The following is a 23,720-nucleotide window of genomic DNA, read 5'->3' on the forward strand; positions in this document are numbered from 1 at the left end:
CAGGCGTCGAGCCGCTCGGAGTTCCCTACGAAGGAAGCGGCCGGGAGCAGGCCTCGGCGCGCGCCAGCAACAGCTCCTGTTCGCGGACATTGCGCGTGAGCGACGCCGCGCGCTCGAACTCCGCCCGGGCCTCCTTCAGGCGCCCCAGCTTCTGGAGCAGGTCGCCGCGCACGCTCGGCAGCAGGTGGTAGTGCTTGAGCGCGGGCTCGGATGTGAGCTGATCCACGAGTTCGAGTCCCGCGGCGGGACCGAACGCCATCCCGAGCGCGACCGCGCGGTTCAGCTCCACCACGGGCGACGGCACGAGGCGCGCGAGCACGGCATAGAGCGCCGCGATGCGAGGCCAGTCCGTCGCGTCCGCCGTGCGCGCCCGCGCATGACAGGCGGCAATGGCGGCCTGCACCGCGTAGGGGCCCTGCTCGCCGCCCAGCTTCTGCGCTCGCTCCAACGCCGTGAGGCCCCGGCGGATGAGGAGCTGATCCCACAGCGCTCGGTTCTGCTCCAGGAGCAGCACGGGCGCCCCTGAGGGCCCCACCCGAGCGCGCGCCCGCGACGCTTGAATCTCCATCAGCGCCACCAGCCCGTGCACCTCCGCCTCCTGTGGCACCAGTTCCGCGAGGATGCGGCCCAGGCGGAGCGCGTCCGCGCACAGCTCCGGGCGCATCCAGTCATCTCCGGCGGTCGCCGAATAGCCCTCGTTGAAGACCAGGTAGATGACCTCCAGCACGGAGGCCAGCCGCGCCGCCAGCTCCTCGCCCCGGGGCACTTCGAAGGGGACGTGCTTCTCCGCCAGGGTCCGCTTGGCGCGCACGATGCGCTGGGCGACCGTCGGCTCCGGGACGAGGAACGCGCGGGCGATCTCCTCCGTCGTGAGCCCCCCCAAGAGCCGCAGCGTGAGCGCCACGCGCGCCTCCGGGGACAGCACCGGATGGCAGGAGGTGAAGACGAGGCGCAGGAGGTCATCCCCCACGTCGTCGTCGAGCGCCGCGTCCAGGTCGGGCACTTCGGCCTCTTCCAGCCCGTGTCCCAGCTCCTCGTGCTTGCGCGCCAGCAGCTTGTGCCGGCGCATCTCGTCGATGGCGCGTCTCTTCGCGGTGGCCATGAGCCAGGCGCCGGGGTTGTCCGGCACGCCCGACACCGGCCACTTCTCCAGCGCCGCCACGAGCGCGTCCTGCGCCAGTTCCTCCGCCTGCCCCACGTCGCGCACCATGCGCGCGAGGCCGGCGATGAGCCGGGCGGACTCGATTCTCCAGACCGCGTGGACCGCGGCCTGTGCATTGGAAGCCGTCACGCGGCGGACTCAATCACCTCTGCCCTCCGGTGCAAGCCCCCAGGGGTCCCATCGTTCGCCTCCGGGAACAATGGGGGACACGGGCCACGGGAAGGACTGTTGGCTTCCACCGCAGTCCTCTCATTCGGAGTCCACCATGTCCCTGTCCTCTTCGAAGTCCCCTCGCACCGCGGGTGTCCGCCGCGCCGCGCCGCTGGCCGGCCTCGCCGTCTTCTCCTTGCTGGTGGCGCCCGTGGCCCAGGCCGCCCCCACGCCGGAAGCGCGGTCCCGGGCCTCCGTGATTCCCACCACCCTGGCCGTCGCGTGCCTCACGGGCTCCAGCACCATCACCTACAATCCCGGGCTGACGAACACGCCCCAGAACGTCACGAGCCAGACCAACTCCAGCTACTCCCTGTGCCTCAACCTCATCGGGTTGCCCTTGACGCTGGCGGCGGGCAGCGGCTCGGGCGACGTGGCGATCCCGAACGCCTCCTGCGGGGGCGCGCTCAATCTGGGCAGCGGCCTGCAGGAAACCTTCTACTGGAGCGACGGCGCCGACAAGTTCACGACGGTGCAGTTCAATCAAATCACCCTGGAGCCCGGGCAGGGCAACACCGTGGCCACCCGGACCGGCACGGTGGTCTCGGGGCGGTTCAAGGGCGCCGTCGCGGTGAAGGCCACCACCTACGTCAACGCGCAGGGCAACCAGGCCTGCAACGCCCCTGGCGGACTGACCTCGATCTCGGGCCCGTCGACGCTCACGCTGGCCTTCCCGACCCCATGATCCTGCAAGCCCGCTCCGCCTTCCACGCAAGGCGGAGCGGGCAAGGCCGCCCACCCGGATTTTCTACGCTCCTTGCCGCCGTACCTACCCAACAAGGAGCACTTCCATGGATGACGTGCGGAGGTGAGCGCTCGATTCGAAGCAGGAGGAGCGCGTGGCCATGGATTCGAAGGAGCTGGCAGCGAAGCTGAAGCAGGAGGTGGAGGCTCAGCGGGGTGGGGACGACAGGGAGGGCCTGTGCGACGCGGACGGCCGGCGCGAGTGTCGCCGGAGACAAGCACCGCGGCCTTCCACCGGGTAGCGGTGAAAGGCGAGGAGGTGGCCAGGGGAGCGCTGGTGGTGCACGGGCCTGATGGCGTGCGGGTGGAGGGCCTCGGCGTGGTGCAGGTGGTGCAACTGCTGAAGGGGCTCAGGGGATGATGGGCGCCACGCGCAGGCTGTGGGTGTACGCGTACGCGCGCCCGTGCGACATGCGCAAGTCCTGCGACACGTTGGCCGCGCTGGTGCCGACTCACCCAGCACGCACTCGCCGAACCTCTTCGTCAACGTCGCTCGCGACGGGCCCGGGCGGGGGCTTACCAGGTAGCCGTTCAGCTACCTGTCCGAGGCTCCACCGAAGAGGGATCCTCGCGCCGCTCTGAATCGAGCGCTGCAACCCAGCACCCTTGCCACGAATAAAGGAGTGGAGCCCCATGCCGCTTACCGTCGCGCACCTTCATGCGACCTTGAAGTCTCGCCTGCCGCAATTCAGTGATCGTTTGTTCGGCCAGGCCGGCGACACCTTTGTCGGCGGTTGGGAGGAATACCTTTTCGACACGCCACACGGTTGGTGGACCACGTCCAATCACGAGTTTCCCGACCGAGGACACTCGTCTCAGCCGGCCCGGGCCATGAAGGCCTGCATCGAGAAGGCGACGCACTCCATCGACATCGTCACGATGGACGAACCGACAGGGGACTTCCGTAAGAACGTCGAGGACGGTTTGATTGCCCTTGCCATGTCAGGGCGTCCCGTGACCGTTCGGTTCCTGCTAGGGCGCCAGGCCGGCGGCCCCAATCTGCACACGTGGATGATGCTCAAGCAACTGGCGGACCGAATCCGTCAGGCGGAGCCGCGAGCTTCGCGGTTGAACGTGTACCTGGCGCAATTCCGCTGGGAGTCGGCGTCCTGGAACCACGCCAAGCTCATCGCCATCGACGGCGGCGTGCTCATCACCGGCGGCCACAACATGTGGGACAGCCACTATCTCGCAAGGAACCCTGTCTTCGACATCTCCATGCGCTTCGACGGGGGCATCGCGAGGGGCGGCCACCGGTTCGCTGACGCCCTGTGGAACTTCGTCCGCGCCAACAATCGGCGCCCCCTGGCCGGCGCGACCTACTCCAACCACCTCAACCCGGACTTGGAGATCGATGAAAGCGCGCCGCCACCTCGCAGCGAGTCATTTGAGGCCGTCGCGGCCGATGCCTCACCCGCGGCCGATGCCTCCAACCGTTTCCCGGCACTCTGGGTGGCGAGCCCCGGATGGGGGGTCTACACCGATCCCCGGGTCCTCGAAGGCGCCATGATGATCGCCCTCGTCGAGGGCCTGAAGCAGGCGAAGCAAAGCTGCAAGATGTCACTGCAGGACCTCGGCTCGCCTCACATGAGCGCCGTCGATTTCAAGACCTGGAGGCCGAGGGACTATCCTTTCGATCTGATTGGATGTGGCGGCTCCTGGTTCATCCTGCCCCTCATCGACAATTTCGCGGAATTCCTGCATAGGAACGCCAGCGCTACACTGGAGATCATCTTGTCGGCGCCGACCGATGGCGCCCACGGCTATGGTCACGGCGTCAAGCTGCAGACGATCTTGAACCTGCTGTCGCAGCGGATGAACGCCCAGTTCCAAACGTCCAAGAACGACGCCCTGAAGATCCTGAACGAGCGCGTCTTCCTCAAGACCATCGCCTTCAGCGACGGCCGGGAAGCGTGGCGCGACGGGGCAAAAAAAGACAATCACGCCAAGTTCTGGATTCTGGACGACAAGATATGCCACGTCGGTTCGGACAATTGCTATCCCTACGTACAGGGTATCGGACAGGCCGCACTTCAAGAATTCGGTGTGATCGGGGAGTTCCCCCCTTCAGTCACAGACATGGTGATGGAGGGTTACTACAACCACGCGAGCCGACACGGCGTCCGCACGGACGCGAAGCTCGCTGATTTGACCTGGTAGGAGAGCTGACCGGGCGGAAACCGGCCCCGCGACGGGGCCGACCTGCCAGCGGCGCTGGAGGACCCGCGCCGCTCAGGTGGAATCGGGTGGAGCTGAACCTACCTGATCCAGAGTGCCATCAGCTCGGCGCGGCTCGACACCGCGAAGGCGCGATAGACGTGCTCGATGTACTTGTGCGTCGTGCGCAGGCTCAAGCCGGTGGACGCGGCGATCTGCTTCTCGCCGCGCCCGGTGAGGAGCTGTTCGAGGATGGAGCGGTGGCGCGGCGGCAAGCGGCTTCGGACACCGCCCAGGCGCAGGCCCCCCTGTGCATCATGCTCCGGCTCCAGCCAGTTCCGGTAGCACCACGACGCGCTCCGGAACATCAACTCGAGCAGTTCGCGCTCGCGCTGGCCAAAGCGCCTCTCGCCCCAAGGGCGCACCGCCACGAAATAGGCCGCGGCTCCGGCGCCGAGCGGTACGGCGCTCACGAGGATGTCGTCGTAGCCCAGCCCGCGCCCCCATTCCGCGACGTGCGGGTGCGAGTACCACTCCTGGTCGGAGACCAGCTCCTCGCGACACGCGCTCCGCAAGCGACCGGCGCCCCGGGCGAAGGGGCCCCACATCGGGTGCTGGCGATACCCGGATTCGACAAGGTAGGCCCTTTGCCAGCGCAGGAGCGTGCTCTCGTCGACTCCGTGGACGTACGAGTGGGTGATGATGGCGGCGTTATCGCGCGACGGCGGCGGCGGATCGCCCACGATACTCCACCACAGCACACCCGCACCGATGAGCGCGCCCGTGGACTCCGTCAGGTGGCGGAGGGAAGCGTCGGGTCGGTGGTCGGCGCTGGAGATCTCGCCGAGCGCGCCAACAAACTGCGACACCGCACGGTAGTCTGCAATTGAGGGTCGCGACTTGCGCATGTTCAGCCGTACGATAACAAGCGTCAGGGCTCCGGAGAAACGGTCGCAGGAGCACGCCTCGCCCGAACCCGGCCGGAGGCGCCTCGGCTGTGCAGGGGGCTTCACACCCGTGTGCCAGGCGCTGCACGAAAGGCTGGGCGAGCGAGGTTGCGTCCGGGCGGGAGCGGGGCCTTCCCGGCTGGCCTCAAGGATGCATTGCTAACGCACATGGGCCGGGACCGAGCTGTTTCCCTGATGGACGACCTTCGCGCCGCCAACCCCAGCGAGCACACGCGCTGGCTGGCCGCGCCCGATGAGCCGGCCTTGCGCGAGCTGCTTCACGCGCGCTACGCGGAGACGTATTCCTACCCGCTCCTCTACGAGCCCGGCGGAGCCGTGCAGCTCTGGAAGGACGGGGCGCTGCTGAGCCTCGGCGAGTTCGACGCGCGGGGGGCGCTGCTGTGGCACACGGGCCTGTGGAGCAAGCCGGGGCGGGACTCGCTGGACTCGGGGCTCTCCGTGGCGCTGCCGAGCCGCCGCACCCTCATGGGCCGCGCCGAGCACGAGGCGCTGTGGGGCTCGCTGCTGGAGCGGCTCGGGCGCTGGGTGGGCTTCCTGCACCAGAACACCTCCACGCTGCACGTCATGGCGCAGCGCTACGCCTCGCGCTTCATGCGGGCGAGGCCCATGGGCCTCGTCGTCAACTACACGCGGGGCGAGACGGTGATTGGCGTGGAGGAGGGCTCGGGCGTGCCCATGCAGGCACTGGCGATGACGACGGTGCTCGCGCCCCCGCCGCCACGCCGGCGCTACCTGCCCGAGGGCCCGTGGGGGGAGTGGCTCGCGTCCATCCTGGCCGGGGTGGGGCTCGCGGAGTCGGTGGCCTTCACGCCGCTGGAGCGCCGGGCATGGAGGCAGGGCGCCGTGCTGCGTCCGCTCGACTGGAACGCGTCGCTGCGTCTGGAGCGGCGGGGCCTCGTGGGATTCAGCGCGGAGGGCACCCCGGCGCTCACGTCGGAGCGGGCACGCGTGGACCTCATCCACCTGCCCATGGGCGAGCCCCAGCGGGTGGCCGAGGGGACGCCGGTGCTCCTCGCGGCCGGCTTTCTTCCGACGGGCATCCGCCTCCACCAGCGCGAGCCGGATGAACTCGTCTTCCAATACGTGGCGGACCCGAGGGCCGCGTGCGAAGTCGTGAGCCGCGCCCGGCTGGACGGCGCGCGGGCCCGGGAACTCTTCGCGGGATGGAGGGAGCGATGCGCGCGAACTTCGTGGACACGGTGATGGCACGGCTGGACGGCGAGGTCGCCACCATCTGGGCCACGGTGCTGCTGCGGCTGGAGGACAGGCCCGACGTGGCGCTCCTGCACCGGGGGCTGCGCGCGCTGGTGCGGGAGAGCGAGCGCCTCAACGTGGCCTGGAACGACGCGCGCCGCGCATGGGTGCCCGCCGTGCGCGGGGACGCGGAGGTGGACGCGGCCCTGGTGCAAGGCGCGGAGCCCCTGTCCGAGCCCGACGCCGTAGCGCGAATCATCAACACGCGGGTGGACCTCACGCGCGACGTGCCGCTGCGGCTGCACTTGCATCCCATGGTGGACGCGGCCCAGGGGCCCTGGCTGCTGGGCATCCAGTTGCACCACGCCATCGGGGACGCGAAGGCGCTGGCGCACCTGCTGGAGCGGCTGTGGTTGCTCTGCGCGGGACGCGGGTCGGAGTCGCGCCCGCTGGAGCCCTCGACGCTCACGGATGGCAAGGTGCTGCTCGCGGCGCTGCGCCAGCCGGGCGTGGTGCTGGGGCTCACGAGTCCGCGCCGGCGGCTCCTGGCGCAGCGGGGAATGGGGCTGCGCCGAAGTGGGGACACCGCCGGACACGCGCTATCGGCCACGGCGCGGCTCACGCTTCCCCAGGGCGACACGGACCTCCAGGCGTCGGAGGTCTTCTTCTGCGCGCTGCTCGCGGGCGTGGCGCTGCGAGAGTCCCCGGCGGACGGACTCATCCGCCTGCGCATGCCGGTGGACCTGCGGCGGATGCTGGGGCTCGGGCGGACGCTGGGCAATGGCTGCTCCACGGTGCCGATTGAGTTCTCCCTGAAGGAGGTCCGCGCCCGGCTGGAGGCCCCGCGCGAGCTTGCCCGCTTCCTCCGCTCCGAAGTGCAGCGGGTGCTCGATGAGGGCGTGCACTGGACGACGGCGCTGGAGTGCATGGCGGTGGCCCGGCTCGCACCGGCGCGGGTGCTGCGCAAGAACGCGCGTCCCGGACTCATCGCCGAGCCCCGGACGAACACGCTCGTCGCCACCTACCTGGGACGGCTGGACAAGCACTTCACGCAGGCGCCGCTGCGCATCCGCTCCATGCGCAGCCACACGGCAACCTGGGGCGCCACCGGCCTGTCGTTCGCGGACACGCTCAACATCAGCACGGCGGCCTTCGAGGGCCTCTGGACGCGCGAGGAGTTGCGCGACTTCACGGAGCGCGTCGCCGGGTGGGCGTCCTCGGGCTTCGGCCTGCGGGCGGAGGTGCTCGCGCCATGATGGGGCTGCGCGAGGCGCCCGGGGTGTACCTGGGCTTCATCTGCCTGCACGTGCTCGCGGGGCACCTGGGCTCCAGCCTCGTCTACCGCCTGCGCTTCGGGCGCAGCCCGCTGGCCTACCGGAGCGCGGCGGCGGATTCCGCGCACACGCGCGTCACGCGGCGCATCTGTGGCGTCTCGCTGCTCTGGGCCGGCTCCGTGCTCGCGGCCGCGTTCTGGCCCGCGTGGTCCGCCATGCCCTGGGGACGGCCGCTGCTGCCGATTCCTCCGCTCGCGGGTTGGGTGCTCGGTGTCGTGGGGCTCATGGGCATGCTGTGGGCCCAGTATGGGATGGGCCCGGCGTTCCGCATCGGCGTGGACGCGGGGGAGGCCCGGCCCGAGTTGCACGAGGGGGGACTCCACCGCTACTCGCGCAACCCCATCTACGTGTTCTCCTACCTGTACCTCGTAGGGGCTTCGCTCTGGGCTCCGTCCGTGGTGACGCTGGGCGCCTGTGCGGCGCTCGGGGGGCTCTTCCATCAACTGGTGCTCCAGGAGGAGCGGTTCCTCGCGGACCGCCTCGGTGAGCCCTACGCGCGCTATTGCCAGCGCGCACCTCGCTACTTCTGACGCGCCATGCAGCCAGCCCTCTTTCGTCCCGCTGATTCGCCCGGTGCCGCACCCCCGGAGCCCGGCCTCTCCCGCGCCGAGCTGGTGGAGTTGCTCCGCATCCGTCCTCCGCGCGCGGTGGGCATGGCGGCACTGCACCTGGGTGTCTGGGTCGCGGCGGCCGTGGCCATTGCCCACGCGGGCAGCGTCTGGGTGAAGCTGCCGCTGTGGATGCTGGCGGGTGGGGCGGTGATGGGGCTCATCCAGCTCGACCACGACGCGTGGCACGACACTCTCTTCCCGAGGCCGTGGCAGAACCGCCTCTTCGGCAACGCGCTCAGCCTGCTCGTGGGCATCGCCTACGAGCCCATGCGCCATGACCACCTCGCGCACCACCGCTGGAACCGGACGCAGAAGGACCCTGACGCCTACAACGCGGGCCGCCGCTCGCTCGGGCTGTGCGCGCTCTTCTACGCCACCGTGCTGCTCGGCATCCCGCTGAGCCTCATCTACTTCAACGTCCTCTATCCGCTGCAGCACTTCTGCCGCGCGCGATTGCGCCGCCATGGCGCGGTGCTGCTCTGCTACGCGGGCTTCTACGCGGGGCTCTTCTGGCTGCTGTCGCGGCACGGGCTCGTCCCCGGCGCGGTGGAGTGCTGGCTGCTGCCGGTGCTCTTCGCCAGCCCCCTCAACGGCCTCAAGTCCATCGCGGACCACTATGCCAACACGTGGCGCGGGGACCGCTTCCACACCGCGACGACGGTGCGCGGCACGCGGCTCGTCACCTTCCTCTGGAACGGGCTCAACTACCACCTGGACCACCACCTCTATCCGCGCGTGCCCGGCTACAACCTCGCGAGGCTGCACACCCACCTGCGCCCCGGGCTGCTCGCGCGCGGCGCCCCCGTCTTCGACAGCTACCTCGACGTCATGGGACGCGCGCTGCTCGCCGGGCCCACCGTCGTGGACGAGGACGTGCGGCTCGTCACCCTGGAACGAAAGCGCCCATGAACGCCCTGCGCAAGCTGTACGCGGACATCCGCTACGAGGACGGCCGCTGGCCGCTGTCCCGCTGGGACCTCAACCTGCGCTACATCGCCAAGAGCCTCCTGCACGTCCCCGAGCCGCGCCGCACCGAGGACGTCGAGCACTTCGCGCGCGTCGCCCGGCACCTCGCCTCCGGGAGCTGGAAGCCCGACGCGCCCGCGGCGCTCAACCTGTGCGCCGTGGGCGATGTGATGTGGATTCGCAGCGGCTTCCGCGAGGCCCTCTCCCCGGGCGTGCGCGCGCTGATGGCGGACGCGCACGTGGCCTTCGCCAACCTGGAGACGCCCGTGGACCCGACGCGGCCCGTGCCCCGGCGCGTCTACGAGACGCTCCACTACAACGCGCCGCCGGGCTACCTGGACGCGTGGGAGGGCACCGCGCGCCACCGCGTGTTCTCGCTGTGCAACAACCACGCGCTGGACCAGGGCGCGCAAGGGCTGGAGCGCACGCGCCAGAGCGTGCTGGCCCGCCCGGAGCACCGCTGCGTCGGAGGCCCCCGGGCGGAGGACGCGGTGGCGGGCCTGGAGGTGGCCGGGGTGCGCCTGGGCATCGCCGCGGTGACGTATGACATCAACCACCTCGCGGGGGCGCCGCCCGGGGGCGTTCCGGTGACGCGCCTGGGCAGCCCGCTGCATGCGCCCGACTGGGAGCGGCTGGGCGCCCTCATTGACGCGGCGCGCGCGGTGGGGCCGGACCTCGTGGTGCTCATGCCGCACTGGGGCTTCGAGTACGAGTACTGGCCCGAGTCCCTCCAGCGCGAGCACGCCTACCGCCTCATCGAGCGCGGGGCGGACATCCTCCTGGGCTCCTCGCCGCACGTGCTGCAGCCCGTGGAGCTGGTCTCCATCGACGGCGGGGACCCCACGTGCCCCGCGCAGGTGCGCCGGGGAGGGCCGCCGCGAGTGGGGCTCATCGCGTACTCGCTCGGCAACTTCCTGAGCATCATGCCCACGCGGGCGTGCCAGACGGGCGCGGTGCTGAAGCTCGCGCTCGCGCGGGACGCGGGGGGCTCCCTGCGCCCCGTGGACGTGCGCGCGGTGCCCACGGCGTGCGGGCGGGGCCTGGGCGGCGAGGGCTTCCTGGACGCGGGGGTCGTGGCGGTGGACGAGCTGGGCCTGGAGCGCGCGGCGCCGCACCTCGCGCACGCGTGGCGCACCCTGGGCGGACTGATTTCAACCCGGAGGGACTGAGATGGCGTCGATGCGGGAGCAGTTGGAGGCACTCACCGTGGGCATGGCCCGGCAGGTCGCGGGCTGGCTGCCGGCCGTGACGCCCGAGCGGTACGTGGCCTTCCTGGACATGATGTACCACTACACGCTGCGCAGTGGAGACCGGCTGCGGCTCGCGGCCGAGCGCGCCACGCGCCCCGAGCTGAAGGCCTTCTTCGCGGAGCTCGCGGCGGACGAGCAGTCCCACTACCAGCTCGCGAAGGCGGACCTCGCGGCCTTCGGGCGCACGCCGTCGGACGCCACGCCCCGCGAGGTCTCCGCGTTCCACGCCTTCTGGGAAGGCATCCCGGCGGAGCGCCAGCTCTCGTTCCTCGGCGCGCTGTACGTGCTGGAGGGCGTGGCGCGGCACCTCGGGGGCGACACACGCCAGGGGTTGGGGCGGCTCGGCCTGGACAGGACGCGGGCGCGCTTCCTGCTCGTGCACCTGGACGTGGACGTGGAGCACGGCGCGCGGGCCCAGGCGCTCTGCGAGTCGCTCGGTGCGCACGGCCCCGAGCCCCTGCTGGACGGCGCGCGCCAGGCGGCGGACTTCTGGGTGGCCATCCATCGCCGGGCGCTCGCGGAGGCATAGACCGGGCCCCCGCAGGCCAGCCAGGGTCGAGCCCCTCCCCGAGTCTGGGCTGTCACCGTCCGGCCAACGACGTGCCGGAGGGCTTGAAGGCGGACGGACGTCGTGCTCGACGAGCGGCACGACGGATGGAGACGCGAGGCGGAGGGAATGCGCGGCGTCAGGAAAGGTTTCCACCGCGCGTACCCCGCACGCCGCGCCTCGCCCAACCACGCTTCAAAGGGCCTACAAGACCTCGTGGGTCTTGCTCGCGGACACGCTCTAGACGCCCAGGGCGACGAGTAGCTCGTCCAACTGCTCGAACGTCTCGCCCATCCCACAGGTGCTCCCGGAGGCGATGGCACCGTCGAGAGCTTCCTTCGAGGGATAGAGGTCGTGCACGACGACCCGCGTCTTGCCGCCTTTCTCTTCGAAGGTCACCGTGGTGACGGCCCCCTCCGCACTTTCCTCATTCGTCCAGGCGAGGCGCGAGTGCGGCGTCACTTCGATGTACTTACCGAAGAACGCCATCGGCTGCTCCGAGGCAGGGTGGCCGAACACGAAACGGTACGTGCCCCCGACACGAACATCGGCCTCGCAGGAAATGAAGGCAATCCCAAACGACTTCGGTGCCCACCACCGCTTGAGCAGCTCGGGCGTGGTCCACGCCTCGAAAATGATGCGCGCCGGGCCGTTGACGGTTCGCGTGACGACGAGCTCGCGGTCGGATTTCCGCTCCGTCGTTGTGACGTTCTTCACGGGTTCACTCTCACTTCTTGCGTCCATTGACCTTCTCCTTTTGTTTCAGTTCCTCGACAACCTTGTCTAACTCATCGAAGCGTGAGGCCCAGAGCTGGCGGTACCTCTCGAGCCACGCCGTCTCTTCTTCCAGTTGGAGTGGCCCGAGCTTGCAGGTCCGCACGCGCCCGACCTTCATGGTGGCGACGAGCCCGGCCTGCTCCAAGACGCCGACGTGCTTCTTCATGCCCGTGAGGGTCATGTGGAACTTCTCGGCGAGGTCCGTGATCGAAGCGTCTGAACGTCCGAGCTGCTCCAGGATGCCGCGTCGGGTCGCGTCCGAGAGCGCGGCGAACGAGGCATTGAGGCGGGCACCTGGATGCTGAACCATGTGGTGCAGTATTGTCGCGCGATCTGGCGGAATGCAAGGGGGAGGCGCCAGGCCGTGCTCGCCGTGGGCTTGGAGCTCAAAGACCGGGGCCGCGTCTAGAGCGTGTCCGCAAGGGACTTCACACGGCCTTGATGGACAGCTCACGTGCCGCTTCGACGAAGAGGCGCAGTGGCCCGGAGCGCCGCGCGCGGCTGGGGAAGTAGAGGAAGAGTCCGGGAACGGTGGGCGCGTACGCCTCGAGCACCACCTTCAGCCGTCCGGTGCGCAGTTGCTCCTGCACCTGTGGTTCGAATGCGTACGTGAGCCCGGCGCCTGCCTCGGCCAGGGACAGCATCACGTGGCCGTCGTTGGTGACGACGCCCCCGCGCACCGGCACGCGCCAGTTCCTGCGGCCGCGCTCCAACTCCCAGGCGTAGATCGTCCCGCTCGTCTGCGAACGGTAGGCGATGCATTCGTGGCGCAGGAGGTCCTCGGGCTTCTGGGGCGTCCCGTGGCGTTCGAGGTAGCTGGGGGCGCCCACCACCACGAAGCGGAAGGCCTCGGTGAGACGCACCTGCACCATGTCGCGCTCGATGGCTTCGGTCAGCCGCACGCCCGCGTCGTAGCCCTCCGCCACGATGTCCACGAAGCGGTCCTCGACGACGACCTCCACCTCCACTCGCGGGTGTCGCTCGCGGAAGGCGGGAAGCACGGGTGTGATGACGAAGGGCACCGCCATCTGGGGGGTCGACAGGCGCAACCGGCCCACCGCCTCGCCCGGCTGGGCGGACGCGGTGGTCAGGGCCGCCTCCAGTTGACGGAGCCCCGGGCCCGCCTCCTCCACGAGGCGCCTCCCCGCATCCGTCAGCGCCACGCTGCGGGTCGTGCGCGTGAACAGCACCACGCGCAGTTGCTCCTCAAGCTGCTTCACCGCCTGGCTCACGGCGGATCTGGAGACGCTCAGCTCGTTCGCCGCGCCGCTGAAGCTCCGATGGCGCGCCACGGACAGAAACGCCTGGAGCTGTGGGAATGGAACCGTGTTCATCAGTGCCCCACCTTCGATGACCGCGTCTGACTCACTTCTATCCGAACGCACCTGCCCGCCCCTTCAGGGGGCTGAGCCAGGGCGCTTGCCCGGCCGCCCTCTCGAAGGCACGCGAAGCTACCTCGGGGTCCGAGGCGGATTGTCGAGTTGGGCTTAACAGCCCGTACACACCGTCGCGTCTAGTCCGTTGGGGAACCGGCGCCTATCTCTACAGGTGTCGCTCCAACGCGCTCGTTGGCAGCACGGGAACGAAAGGGACCCTCGATGAAGAAGAACCAGCAGACAGCGGACACGTCCCCCCAGGAGCGTCCAGCCCTCGGTCGCCGTGAGCTCCTGGCGAGCAGTGCCATGATCGGGGCAGGTCTGGCGGTTGGCTCATGGGCCTGCGCCACATCCTCCCGTCAGCCCACGGAGAACACCCGCGAGCTGGCGGGAAGGGAGAGCAAGATGAGGACGCGAAAGCTCGGCGGCCTCGAGGTCTCGGAGCTGGGGCATGGATGCATGAGCATCAGTGCCAACTACGGCCCGCCCGCCGACCGAAGCCAGGGCATCCAGGTCATTCGTTCCGCCCATGAGAAGGGCGTCACGTTCTTCGATACGGCCGAGGTCTACGGCCCCTACACGAGTGAAGACCTTGTCGGAGAGGCGCTCGCGCCCATTCGCGACAAGGTCGTGATCGCCACCAAGTTCGGCTTCAATCTTGAAGGTCCCCCAGGGCTGAACAGCCGCCCTGAGCACATCAAGAAGGTGGTCGAAGGTTCGCTCAAGCGCCTCAGGACCGACCGCATCGATCTCTACTACCAGCACCGGGTTGATCCGAGCGTACCCATCGAGGACGTGGCGGGTGCGATCAAGGAGTTGATCGCCGAGGGAAAGGTCCTGCACTTCGGCCTCTCCGAGGCGAGTGCGCGAACGATCCGCCGAGCACATGCCGTTCAGCCGGTGGCTGCGGTCCAGACCGAATACTCGCTCATGGAGCGAGACCCCGAACGAAACGGCGTGCTCGCCACATGCGAGGAACTGGGGATCGGCTTCGTTCCGTGGGGCCCGCTCGGAATGGGTTATCTGCCCGGGACCCTGAATGCCCAGACACGGTTCGACCCCAAGACAGACCTGCGGTCCGGGTTTGACCGCTTCCGTCCCGAGAACCTGGCGGCCAACGCCCCGTTCGTCGATTTCCTCAAGGGCTTCGCGATCCAGAAGCATGCCACGCCCGCCCAGATCTCCCTGGCATGGCTCCTCGCGCAGAAGCCGTGGATCGTCCCGATTCCAGGCACGCGCAGATTGAACCACCTGGAGGAGAACCTGGCCGCGGTCCGTGTGCAACTGACGCCAGCGGACCTTCGCGAGATCCACACAGCACTGTCGAGACTCGAAGTGCACGGTGGCCGCATGAATGAAATGCAGATGCGCGCCGTTGACGAAGAAAAGAGGAACACCCCATGACTGACAAGAAAGTCTGGCTCATCACCGGCGCTGGCCGGGGGCTGGGCGTCGACATCGCCAAGGCAGCACTTGCTGCCGGCCATGCCGTTGTCGCCACCGGCCGCGACCCCGCGAAGGTCAAGGCGGCGATTGGCGACCACGACGACCTGCTGGCCCTCAAGCTCGACGTCACCCGTCCCGAGGACGCCCAGGTCGCGGTCGAGACCGCCCTCGGAAAGTTCGGTCGGCTTGACGTACTGGTCAACAACGCGGGCAACTTCTACGCCGGCTTCTTCGAGGAACTCAGCTCCGAGCAGGTCCGCAACCAGATCGAGACGCTGCTGTTCGGCCCGATGAATGTCACCCGCGCCGTGCTGCCGACGATGCGCAAGCAACGCTCCGGCCTGCTGCTCACCATCTCCTCGACCGCCGGTATCGTCGGCGGAGCGTTCTGCACGGCGTACGCCGCCGCGAAGTTCGGCCTCGAAGGCTGGGTCGAATCCCTCACGCCTGAGATCGCCCCCTTCGGCATCCGCACGATGCTCGTCGAGCCTGGCTTCTTCCGCACCGAACTGCTCACCGCGGGCTCCACCACCTACGCCAGGCCCTCCATCGACGACTACGCGGAGCGCACCCGGGAGACCGTCGCGGCCTGGAACAGCATGGATGGCAAGCAGGGGGGAGATCCGGCCAAACTCGCCGACGCCATCGTTCAGCTCGCTGGAATCGATGCGCCGCCTGCGCGCTTCGCCGCAGGTGCGGACGCCGTGCAGACCTTCGAAGCCAAGGCCAGGCTCCTCCTTGAACAGGCCGACGCCCACCGCAAGCTGTCCTCATCGCTCGCCCTACAACAGGGCTGAGTTTGGTGTGAACGGGTTCACCGAAGCGCTCCGGCAGCAGAACCCCAAGAAGCACGTCCGGGTGACAGGGCCGGGTCCCTGTATCGCAAGGGCCAGCCGCACCACGACCCCGGGACCCTGACATCGGATCCCGGGGCCGCCATTTTCACCTCACGCCCGCGCTTCGGACACGGACGCCTGGAGCGCTTCGGGCACCGGCTCGTACGTCCCCAGGCGCATGCTGGCCTGGGCGCGTCCCTGCGTGCGGCCGCGCAGCGCCGTCACGTAACCGAAGAGGCTCGCCATGGGCACGCGCGCTGACACGCTCCGCGCAGGGCCCTTCGCCTCCATGCCCAGCACCCTGCCCCGCCGCGACGACAGGTCGCCCAGCACGTCGCCCAGGAACGCCTCCGGCGTGGTGACCTCCACCTCCATCACCGGCTCCAGGCCCAGGAGCCCCGCGCGCCTCGCCGCCTCCTGGAGCGCCATCGAGCCCGCGATGGCGAACGCCTGCGGGGTGGAGTCCTTCATGTGCATGTCCCCATCCACCAGCCGCACCTCCACGTCCACCAGCGGCACGCCGTCGCGCAGGCCTCGCGCCATGGCACCCGCCACGCCCTTCTCGATCGCGGGAATCAGCTCCCTGGCGATGATGCCGCCCTTCGTGTCGTCCACGAAGATGAGCCCCGCGCCTCGCGGCGCCGGCCCCACGTCCAGCACCACGCACGCGAACTGTCCGGGCCCGCCAGTCTGACGGACATGGCGGTACGTCTGACGCACCGCGCTCCGGAGCGTGTCGCGGTAGGCCACCTTGGGCTGTCCCACGCGCGCCTCCACGCCGAACTCCGTCTTCAGTCGTTCCACGATGACCTCCAGGTGAAGCTCACCCATGCCGGACAGCAGCACCTGGCCGCTCTCCGGATCCACACCCACGCGCAGCGACGGATCCTCCGCCGCCAGCCTCCGCAGTCCCTCCTCCAGCTTCGGCAACTCCCCGGGTGAGCGCGCCTCCACGGCGAGCTGCACCACCGGCTCCATCACCCCCAACGCCTCCAACATCACCGGCGCGTCCGGGTCGCACAGCGTGTCGCCCGTCCGCACGCCCTTGAGGCCGAGCACCGCGCAGAGGTCACCCGCGTGCACCTCCGCCACCTCCTCGCGGCGGTTGGCGTGCATGAACATCAGGCGGCCCACCCGCTCCTTGCGACCGGTGGCGGGATTGAGCAGGACGGTACCGGCCCTCAACGTGCCGGAGTACACGCGCAGGAACACGATGCCGCCCACGGACTTGTCGCTCATCAGTTTGAACGCCAGGGCCGCGGGGGGCGCCGTGTCGGACACGGGACGGGACACCTTCTCTTCGGTGCCCGGCAGACAGCCCTCCACGGAAGCGAGGTCCGACGGCGCGGGCAGGTAGTTGACGACAGCGTCCAGCAACATCTGCACTCCCTTCTTCTTGAAGGCCGACCCGCACAGCACCGGCACCAGCGTTCGCGCGAGGGTGCCCGAGCGCAGCGCGCGCTCCAGGTCCTCCGCGGTGATGTCCTCCAACCGCCCTTCCACGAACTTCTCCAGCACCGTGGCGTCCACGTCCGCGCACGCCTCGATGAGGCGCAGGCGCAAGGGCAGCACCTCCTCCAGCAGCGCCCCCGTCACGGGAGCGTCGTCGTCGAACCGGCCCTCCTCACCGTCGAAGCGGACGGCACGCATGCGCACCAGGTCCACGAGGCCGTGGAACTCCGCGCCGTCGCCCAGGGGCCACTGCACGGCCACCGGGTTCGCGCCCAGTTTCTCCTCCAGCGACTTCACGCTCATGGCGAAGTCCGCGCCCACCTTGTCCATCTTGTTGATGAACGCGATGCGCGGCACGCCGTAGCGGTCCGCCTGACGCCACACCGCCTCCGACTGGGGCTCCACGCCCTGGCTCGCGTCGAACACCGCCACCGCGCCGTCGAGCACGCGCAGCGACCGCTCCACCTCGATGGTGAAGTCCACGTGGCCCGGCGTGTCGATGATGTTGATGCGGTGGAGCGCGCCCGCGGCGCGCCCATGTCGGGGTTCCCAGAACGCGGTGGTGGCCGCGGAGGTGATGGTGATGCCGCGCTTCTTCTCCTCCGGCATCCAGTCCATCTCCGTGGAGCCGGAATGCACCTCGCCCATGGAGTGGATGCGGCCGGTGAAGAAGAGGACGCGCTCGGTGAGCGTCGTCTTGCCCGCGTCGATGTGGGCCATGATGCCGATGTTGCGGTAGCGCTCGATGCGAGTGGTGCGGGACATGGAAGTCTCCTGATCCCGTCGGGCAGCGAGGCCCGCGGGTTGGGTTCTGGAAGCACTGGTCGAATGAAAGGAATGAGGCGACGCGGGCCTTCAGGCGCACGCACGCGCGACACTCCGGAGGGGCACGTCAGGCCCGCTCAGGAACGCGTGAGGACACACGAAGGCACCACGGGAGTCATCGGGCGGAGACGGGACTCACGGCACACGGGAACCAGCCACCCCGCGCACCGGAATACACCGGTCCGCCTGCTCAAATATCGAGCAGAACCTCGTGACGGGGGGCGAGGCGCACGTCCGCCGCCGGCGCGAAGGCGCTCAGGGTCGGCAGGGCATGTGAGAAGACGGGCCTCATGATGATTCATAAGTAACCGCCCAACCCGACCTTGTCAATCCTGTCACCAATGAGGAAAACCTGTTTTCCTTGGCACCCTCAACCCTTGAATCCCAAAGGATGGGTATGCCCAGGTTCCACAAGACCTTGCTGACGGCTTCCATGACGCTCATCGGCTTGAACGGGTGCGGCGGCGACCCGCTGGACGCGACGACGGACGGCCCCGCCCCGGAGGTGACGGAGGCCCGGGCTTCAGCGCTCCAGCTCGCCGTCGTGTGCGCGCCGGGCGCACCGGACGCGGACGGCGACGGCATCTGCGACGCGGCGGAGGCCGACTACGGCACCAACCCCAACAGCTCCGACACGGACGGCGACCGGCTCAGCGATTACGCGGAGCTGTTCGGCTCCGGCGGCGTGAACCTGCCCGCGCTGGGCGCGAACCCGCGCAGGAAGGACGTCTTCATCGAGGCGGACTACTACGCGAACCGCAAGCCCACGCAGGGCGCGCTGGACCGGGTGATTGCCGCCTTCGCCACCGCCCCGGTGCCCAACCCGGACGGCTCCACGGGCATCACGCTGCACCTGGCGTTGGATCAGCAGATCGCCACGGCGGACGCGGACGCGGACCTGAACCCCGTGTGGACGGACTTCGACCGCATCAAGACGAAGTACTTCGCCGCCAACCGCGCGCCGTTCTTCCACTACATGGTGTTCGCGAACACCTACAGCGGGGGCACCTCCAGCGGCATCTCGCGCGGCATCCCCGCGCACGACTTCCTGGTGACGCTGGGCGGCTGGTCCACGCCGGGCGGCACGGAGTTGCAGCAGGCCGGCACCATCATGCACGAGCTGGGGCACAACATCGGCCTGCGCCACGGCGGGAACGATGACAGCAATTACAAGCCCAACTACCTGAGCATCATGAACTACGAGTATCAGGTGTATGGCTTCCGCATTGGCGGCGTGAACAACGTGTTCGACTATTCGCGCGTGCGCGTCGCCTCCTTCAGCGAAGCGGCTGTCAATGAAGTCTCCGCCTTCGCCCCCGTCGCCCCCACCACCGAGGCGGACCTCGCCCTCATCGGCGGGCTTCGCTTCAACAGCGTCCAGGTCAGCGGCACCGCGAGCGCCAACCTCGACTTCAACGCCAATGGCAGCATCCAGACCGCCGCCTACGCCCGGGACTTCAACCGCAGCGGGACCGCCACCAACGTGTTCCCCGCGTCGCAGCACGACTGGCTGGCCCTGAGGTACGACGGCGCCGGGCAGATTGGCGACGCCGCGCTGGGCACCTCCCGGACGCTGGAGCGCGAGGAAGCGTTCCTCGTCGTCCCGGAGAAGGTGGAGTCCTGCCTCACCTCGGAGCAGTTCCTCGCCCGGTAGTCGCTACCTCCCCTGCTGAAAGTCGCATACCGCCGCCGGGCCCTCCTTCAGGGGGACCCGGCGGTTTCCGCGTCCACGGCAATCAATGCCTGATTCCCTCAAACCAAATCAGTCAGGCGAGAAAAGAAGATCCGTAAAAGCCGGTGAATCTCAAGAATAGGGTGATTGGCGCGAAGCCAATCCTTTGCGAACAAAGGGATTCACATGTCCAAGCTTCATCAGACCCTGCTGACCGCTTCCGTGGCACTCCTCGGATTGAACGGTTGTGGCGGCGCCGACCTCCCGGAGGAGGAACCGGTCATCACCCAGCAGGGCATGGAATTGGCCATCCCGCTGCCGATCCCCGCCTGCGCGGGCGCGCTGGACTCGGATGGCGACGGCGTCTGCAACCTCGTGGAGACACTGCTGGGCACCAACCCCAACAACCCCGACACGGACGGGGACCGGCTCAACGACTACGCGGAGTCGTTCGGCTTCGGCGGCGGCCTGGATCTGACGGCGCTCGGCGCGAACGCGCGCAGGAAGGACATCTTCATCGAGGCGGACTACTACCCGGGGCAGCAGCCGACCCAGGCGATGCTGAACCGTGTCATCACGGCCTTCTCCAAGGCGCCAGTGTCCAACCCGGATGGCTCCACGGGCATCACGCTGCACATCGTGGTGGACCAGCAGATCGCCGCGGCGGACGCGGACCTGGACCTGAACCCGGTGTGGACGGACTTCGACGTCATCAAGGGGAAGTACTTCGCCGCGAACCGCGCGCCCTACTTCCACTACATGCTGTTCGCGCACCGGTACGCCGGCGGCAACTCCAGCGGCATCTCGCGCGGCATCCCCGCGCATGACTTCGTGGTGACGCTGGGCTTCGCCGCCGGCATCACGGAGCTGCAACTGGCCGGCACCGTGATGCACGAGCTGGGGCACAACATCGGCCTGCGCCACGGCGGCACCGACGACGCCAACTTCAAGCCCAACTACCTGAGCATCATGAACTACGAGTACCAGTTCTATGGCTTCGGCATTGGCGGCCTGAACAACGTGCTCGACTACTCGCGCGTGCAGGTGGCCTCCTTCAACGAGCTGAGCGTCAACGAGGTCTCCGGGTTCGCGCCCGTCGCCCCGACGACCGAGGCGGACCTCGCGAAGATCAGCGGGCTTCGCTTCAACGACGCCCAGGTCACGGGCAACGCGAGCACCAACATCGACTTCAACAACAACGGGGGCATCGAGGCCGCGACCTATAGCCGGGACTTCAACCGCAACGGCGTCGCCAACGTGTTCCCCGCGTCGCAGAACGACTGGCTGGCGCTCGCGTATGACGGCGGCGGGCAGATTGGCTTCGCCACGTCGGGCCTCACCCAGGACCTGGGCCGCCAGGACCTGTTCCTCGTCGCCCCGGAGAAGATGGAGCCCTGCCTCACCGTTCCCGAGCGTGACGCCCGGTAATCACTGCCGTCCCCGCTGAACCGTCGCATTCCGCCGCCGGGTCCTCCTTCACGGGTGGGCCCGGCGGTCGTGTCTCCAGTCCCGGACGCGACGCCGGAACTCAATACCGGCGCCTGCGCCGGCCGGGGCCCTTGCGCTTCCCATGCGCGGTCCCCGACTCCTCCGGCCAGACCCGCCGTCCGGGCGTGGGCCGCACCCGACCCGCTTCGGCCACTTCGTCCGGCATCCACGGCCTGTCGAGCATCTCCTGCAACTCCAGCAGGGACTCCGCGCGGACCATCCCGCGCCGCCCCCGCGCCACGCAGAAGCGGGCAGGACGGTCGAGCACGGGCAGCTCCTCCACCACCAGCGTGCGCGCCAGCTTCTCCGGCAGGTGCAGCCACACCGCGCCTCGGGCCGCTCCTTCCGCGTCCGTCTCCACGTCGTACTCCAGCGGGACGTCCTGTTCGCGCACGGAGGCCGTGTCCGGCAGCGCCAGGAGCGCCTCCCGCGTCTCCGGGGAGGCGAACCGGTCCAGGTTGAAGAACAGCATGCGGTCGCGGAAGTCCTCCATGGAATCCACGCCGTCCAACTGGGCTTCGTAGTACGCGGTGAGCTCCGGCAGCCCCAGCCTCGGCGTCCGCCCCCCCGAGCGGCGCCACAGCTCGCGGGCCTGGGCGATGGAGACGCGGTGGCTGTCCACCGCCGGGTGTGCGGCCTCCCCCCGGGCCAGCGCCTCCGCGAGCGCGTGACGGGCCAGCACCGTCAGCTCCGGACCCCAGGCGCGCAGCACCTGCTCCTCGTGCGACAGCTCGAAGCCGAAGTAGTCCAGTTGCTGTTCGAACACGAGCGCGCGGGCGCGCGGGTCATACACGGGCGTGGCCGCGTTGCGCTGGGCGTACTTGCGCAAGAGCGACAGGGGAAGCTGGGTGCCGTCGATGCCGGCCTGCGAGTTGCCATTGCGGTCCGCGAAGTAGCGCAGCACGCCCGCCACCGCGCCCTGGTCGCCGCACACGCTCGACTTGGACACCCGCGCGGCGTCGCCCCAGGCGGTGCGCTCGTCGATGACCAGGTCGAAGGGCATGTAGCGCGCGAGCAGGTCGCAGAAGCGCTGGTGGATGCGCGTGTTCGCGAAGGGCATCTGTCCGGGCAGCGGCAGGCCCACGCTGCGGTACACGCTCGACAGCGCGAGCGCCGCGTCCTCCACCGCCTTCACCAGCACGCCGCGCGAGTCCGCCCAGGCCAGCAGCCGCTCCGCATCGAAGACGTGGCGCGGCAGCCCGTGCGCCTCCCCCATCGCGCCCGCCGCGCGGAAGGCCTCCGCGTACAGGTTGTAGGCGGTCAGGTGGTCGCTTCCGGCGACGAGCACCCCCTCCAGGTTTCTCTCCTCGCGCGTCATGCGGTGCAGCGAATCAATGCTGCTGCACACCGCGAGGAAGGGAATCAGCGCCTCGTCCGCGTTGACGATGAGCTCCGCCCACGGACGGTCCACCGGCAGCGCCTCCACCGCGCGTCCGTAGTCCGTCAGCCGCCCCTGCGCATCCACGATGTGCCGCGCCTGCAACTTCGTCAGCGCGCGGCGGTAGGCCACCTTGTCCAACGGCACCGGCAGATCCAACTCATCCGCCCACACGCCCAGCGCGGCGGCGGTGAGCGCCACCCGCTCCGGCTCGCCCGCGAGCTGGAACTCCGGCTCGGTGGGCTTGAGCGACGCGAAGTGGACGGCCCGGTCGCTGAGGATGAAGACGCGCCCGCCCTCCACCCGTCCGTGCACGCGTCCGGCCATCTGCAACAGTTCGTTGTTGCCCAGGTGCACGCGCACCAGCACGTTGCGCCCGCCCTCCACCCGGGTCGTGAAGCGCACGTCCTCGATGACGACGGTGTCCAGCCCCGGCACGTTGAGCGCGCTCTGGCCGGCCGCCGTCATCGCGAGCAGGAAGGGCCGGGGCGTGGTGCCCTCCAGGAAGGGGCGGATGGCGCGCAGCGGTTCCCCACCGTGGTAGTGCGCGGCGTGCAGGTCCGGGAAGCGGTCGCGCACGCTGGACGCGGTCTCCTCCACCGCCGCGCGCGTGGCCAGGAACACGCCTACCCCGCGCTCCCCCTTGCGCACGTCCCGGAAGAACGCGTCGTCCAGGAACGCGCGCGACTGCCGGTGCTCGACGATGACCCGGGCCGCCTTCGCGGGGTCGAACGTCGTCACGCGCAGCACGTCCGCGCTGCCCAGGTAGGACGCGTAGAAGGCCGGGTCCACCGTGGCGGACAACCACACGAAGCGGCAGCCCACGCGCTTGCCCAGGGCCAGACACAGCTCCAGCTCCGCGGACGTCTGATGGATTTCATCGACGATGAGCGTGTCGTCGCGCCGGATGGCGCCGTCCTGGAACCACCGGCGCGCGATGCCGGTGGTGACGATGAGGACGTCACACAGGGACGTCTCCGCCGAAGCCTCGCGCTCGCGGTTGACCACGGCCACCGTCAGAGGACGTCGGTCCAGCACCTCCTCCGCGATGGTGCGGATGGCCAACGTCTTGCCCGTCCCGGTCCCCGCCACGATGCCGAAGCCCTCCCCGCTCCGGGCCAGCGCGCGCAGGCGCTCCCCGTGGTGCTCCTCCAGGTAGGTCTTCATCCGAAGGCCCATCGCCAGTTCGATGGTCTCGCACGCGGCGCGCGTGGGCGCGATGACCACCACCCGCCCGCGTGAGGACGACACGGAAGGGGACGACGTTCGGGGCGGCAGGTAGCGGTCGGTGGGCGTTCGCACGAACCCCGTTGATACGCACTGCCGG

The 23,720-nt window shown here is 69.3% G+C and carries 20 protein-coding genes; 13 read left to right on the forward strand and 7 right to left on the reverse strand.

The genetic code is table 11. From position 1 onward, the window contains the following. Positions 1–25: 25 nt before the first annotated feature. A complete protein-coding gene (locus D7V88_RS01535) occupies positions 26–1,291 on the reverse strand; it encodes an RNA polymerase sigma factor (RefSeq protein ID WP_120538797.1) in 1,266 nt (421 codons plus the stop codon). Positions 1,292–1,427: 136 nt separating this feature from the next. Here D7V88_RS01535 and D7V88_RS01540 point away from each other — a divergent pair, with 136 nt between their 5' ends. The 3 genes from D7V88_RS01540 to D7V88_RS01545 all read left to right on the forward strand — a co-directional run bounded on the left by D7V88_RS01540 (position 1,428) and on the right by D7V88_RS01545 (position 4,276). Then, positions 1,428–2,057, forward strand: coding sequence for a hypothetical protein (locus D7V88_RS01540; RefSeq protein ID WP_120538798.1), 630 nt, complete (start codon positions 1,428–1,430; stop codon positions 2,055–2,057). 261 nt (positions 2,058–2,318) lie between these two features. Beyond that, the gene (locus tag D7V88_RS42845) at positions 2,319–2,477 is read left to right on the forward strand and encodes a hypothetical protein (protein WP_158624966.1); all 159 of its coding nucleotides are present in this window, start codon (positions 2,319–2,321) and stop codon (positions 2,475–2,477) included. 272 nt (positions 2,478–2,749) lie between these two features. Continuing rightward, on the forward strand, positions 2,750–4,276 hold the full coding sequence (locus D7V88_RS01545) for a phospholipase D-like domain-containing protein (protein WP_120538799.1): 1,527 nt from the start codon (positions 2,750–2,752) through the stop codon (positions 4,274–4,276). Between the two features lie 98 nt (positions 4,277–4,374). Here the strand turns inward: D7V88_RS01545 and D7V88_RS01550 are convergent, their stop codons facing one another. Further along, positions 4,375–5,181, reverse strand: coding sequence for a helix-turn-helix transcriptional regulator (locus tag D7V88_RS01550; RefSeq protein ID WP_120538800.1), 807 nt, complete (start codon positions 5,179–5,181; stop codon positions 4,375–4,377). A 207-nt stretch (positions 5,182–5,388) separates the two neighbouring features. Here D7V88_RS01550 and D7V88_RS01555 point away from each other — a divergent pair, with 207 nt between their 5' ends. From D7V88_RS01555 to D7V88_RS01580, 6 genes are read left to right on the forward strand one after another with little or no spacing between them, the layout of a single operon-like run. Further along, positions 5,389–6,444, forward strand: a complete 1,056-nt coding sequence (locus tag D7V88_RS01555; RefSeq protein WP_147448563.1) for a hypothetical protein — start codon at positions 5,389–5,391, stop codon at positions 6,442–6,444. Then, on the forward strand, positions 6,417–7,691 hold the full coding sequence (locus tag D7V88_RS01560) for a condensation domain-containing protein (RefSeq protein ID WP_120538802.1): 1,275 nt from the start codon (positions 6,417–6,419) through the stop codon (positions 7,689–7,691). The genes D7V88_RS01555 and D7V88_RS01560 overlap by 28 nt, the downstream gene beginning before the upstream one ends. Beyond that, a complete protein-coding gene (locus tag D7V88_RS01565) occupies positions 7,688–8,299 on the forward strand; it encodes a methyltransferase family protein (protein ID WP_120538803.1) in 612 nt (203 codons plus the stop codon). Before D7V88_RS01560 ends, D7V88_RS01565 begins: the two co-directional genes overlap by 4 nt. 6 nt (positions 8,300–8,305) lie before the next feature. Continuing rightward, a complete protein-coding gene (locus tag D7V88_RS01570) occupies positions 8,306–9,289 on the forward strand; it encodes a fatty acid desaturase family protein (protein WP_120538804.1) in 984 nt (327 codons plus the stop codon). Next, the gene (locus D7V88_RS01575; RefSeq protein ID WP_120538805.1) at positions 9,286–10,515 is read left to right on the forward strand and encodes a CapA family protein; all 1,230 of its coding nucleotides are present in this window, start codon (positions 9,286–9,288) and stop codon (positions 10,513–10,515) included. Before D7V88_RS01570 ends, D7V88_RS01575 begins: the two co-directional genes overlap by 4 nt. 1 nt (position 10,516) lies before the next feature. Next, the gene (locus D7V88_RS01580) at positions 10,517–11,125 is read left to right on the forward strand and encodes an iron-containing redox enzyme family protein (protein WP_120538806.1); all 609 of its coding nucleotides are present in this window, start codon (positions 10,517–10,519) and stop codon (positions 11,123–11,125) included. Positions 11,126–11,383: 258 nt separating this feature from the next. On the opposite strand, the gene D7V88_RS01585 is transcribed toward D7V88_RS01580, so the two are convergent. The 3 genes from D7V88_RS01585 to D7V88_RS01595 form a co-directional block, all read right to left on the reverse strand. Next, entirely contained in the window at positions 11,384–11,860 is a 477-nt protein-coding gene (locus D7V88_RS01585) for an SRPBCC family protein (RefSeq protein WP_244237902.1), read from the reverse strand. A 10-nt stretch (positions 11,861–11,870) separates the two neighbouring features. Next, on the reverse strand, positions 11,871–12,230 hold the full coding sequence (locus D7V88_RS01590; protein WP_120538808.1) for an ArsR/SmtB family transcription factor: 360 nt from the start codon (positions 12,228–12,230) through the stop codon (positions 11,871–11,873). Positions 12,231–12,348: 118 nt separating this feature from the next. Beyond that, the gene (locus D7V88_RS01595; RefSeq protein WP_120538809.1) at positions 12,349–13,254 is read right to left on the reverse strand and encodes a LysR family transcriptional regulator; all 906 of its coding nucleotides are present in this window, start codon (positions 13,252–13,254) and stop codon (positions 12,349–12,351) included. Positions 13,255–13,701: 447 nt separating this feature from the next. Here D7V88_RS01595 and D7V88_RS01600 point away from each other — a divergent pair, with 447 nt between their 5' ends. Both D7V88_RS01600 and D7V88_RS01605 read left to right on the forward strand, forming a co-directional pair. After that, complete coding sequence (locus D7V88_RS01600) at positions 13,702–14,700, forward strand: aldo/keto reductase (protein WP_120538849.1); 999 nt, start codon at positions 13,702–13,704, stop codon at positions 14,698–14,700. After that, the gene (locus D7V88_RS01605; protein ID WP_120538810.1) at positions 14,697–15,539 is read left to right on the forward strand and encodes an SDR family oxidoreductase; all 843 of its coding nucleotides are present in this window, start codon (positions 14,697–14,699) and stop codon (positions 15,537–15,539) included. The genes D7V88_RS01600 and D7V88_RS01605 overlap by 4 nt, the downstream gene beginning before the upstream one ends. 150 nt (positions 15,540–15,689) lie before the next feature. On the opposite strand, the gene fusA is transcribed toward D7V88_RS01605, so the two are convergent. Continuing rightward, entirely contained in the window at positions 15,690–17,795 is a 2,106-nt protein-coding gene (gene fusA, locus D7V88_RS01610) for an elongation factor G (RefSeq protein ID WP_120538811.1), read from the reverse strand. Between the two features lie 457 nt (positions 17,796–18,252). Between fusA and D7V88_RS01615 the strand changes: the two genes are divergently transcribed. Both D7V88_RS01615 and D7V88_RS01620 read left to right on the forward strand, forming a co-directional pair. Next, entirely contained in the window at positions 18,253–19,509 is a 1,257-nt protein-coding gene (locus tag D7V88_RS01615; protein ID WP_120538812.1) for a hypothetical protein, read from the forward strand. Positions 19,510–19,713: 204 nt separating this feature from the next. Then, entirely contained in the window at positions 19,714–20,955 is a 1,242-nt protein-coding gene (locus tag D7V88_RS01620) for a zinc metalloprotease (protein WP_120538813.1), read from the forward strand. A 100-nt stretch (positions 20,956–21,055) separates the two neighbouring features. Here the strand turns inward: D7V88_RS01620 and D7V88_RS01625 are convergent, their stop codons facing one another. Continuing rightward, positions 21,056–23,695, reverse strand: a complete 2,640-nt coding sequence (locus D7V88_RS01625; RefSeq protein WP_120538814.1) for a DEAD/DEAH box helicase — start codon at positions 23,693–23,695, stop codon at positions 21,056–21,058. Between the last annotated feature and the right edge of the window lie 25 nt (positions 23,696–23,720).

This window comes from Corallococcus terminator (assembly GCF_003611635.1).
Classification (GTDB): domain Bacteria; phylum Myxococcota; class Myxococcia; order Myxococcales; family Myxococcaceae; genus Corallococcus; species Corallococcus terminator.

Coding starts and splice junctions, on each gene's coding strand:
- D7V88_RS01540 (WP_120538798.1), top strand. CDS start 1,428: ATGTCCCTGTCCTCTTCGAAGTCCCCTCGCACCGCGGGTGTCCGCCGC.
- D7V88_RS01545 (WP_120538799.1), top strand. CDS start 2,750: ATGCCGCTTACCGTCGCGCACCTTCATGCGACCTTGAAGTCTCGCCTG.
- D7V88_RS01550 (WP_120538800.1), bottom strand. CDS start 5,181: ATGCGCAAGTCGCGACCCTCAATTGCAGACTACCGTGCGGTGTCGCAG.
- D7V88_RS01555 (WP_147448563.1), top strand. CDS start 5,389: ATGGGCCGGGACCGAGCTGTTTCCCTGATGGACGACCTTCGCGCCGCC.
- D7V88_RS01560 (WP_120538802.1), top strand. CDS start 6,417: ATGCGCGCGAACTTCGTGGACACGGTGATGGCACGGCTGGACGGCGAG.
- D7V88_RS01565 (WP_120538803.1), top strand. CDS start 7,688: ATGATGGGGCTGCGCGAGGCGCCCGGGGTGTACCTGGGCTTCATCTGC.
- D7V88_RS01570 (WP_120538804.1), top strand. CDS start 8,306: ATGCAGCCAGCCCTCTTTCGTCCCGCTGATTCGCCCGGTGCCGCACCC.
- D7V88_RS01575 (WP_120538805.1), top strand. CDS start 9,286: ATGAACGCCCTGCGCAAGCTGTACGCGGACATCCGCTACGAGGACGGC.
- D7V88_RS01580 (WP_120538806.1), top strand. CDS start 10,517: ATGGCGTCGATGCGGGAGCAGTTGGAGGCACTCACCGTGGGCATGGCC.
- D7V88_RS01590 (WP_120538808.1), bottom strand. CDS start 12,230: ATGGTTCAGCATCCAGGTGCCCGCCTCAATGCCTCGTTCGCCGCGCTC.
- D7V88_RS01595 (WP_120538809.1), bottom strand. CDS start 13,254: ATGAACACGGTTCCATTCCCACAGCTCCAGGCGTTTCTGTCCGTGGCG.
- D7V88_RS01600 (WP_120538849.1), top strand. CDS start 13,702: ATGAGGACGCGAAAGCTCGGCGGCCTCGAGGTCTCGGAGCTGGGGCAT.
- D7V88_RS01605 (WP_120538810.1), top strand. CDS start 14,697: ATGACTGACAAGAAAGTCTGGCTCATCACCGGCGCTGGCCGGGGGCTG.
- fusA (WP_120538811.1), bottom strand. CDS start 17,795: ATGTCCCGCACCACTCGCATCGAGCGCTACCGCAACATCGGCATCATG.
- D7V88_RS01615 (WP_120538812.1), top strand. CDS start 18,253: ATGCCCAGGTTCCACAAGACCTTGCTGACGGCTTCCATGACGCTCATC.
- D7V88_RS01620 (WP_120538813.1), top strand. CDS start 19,714: ATGTCCAAGCTTCATCAGACCCTGCTGACCGCTTCCGTGGCACTCCTC.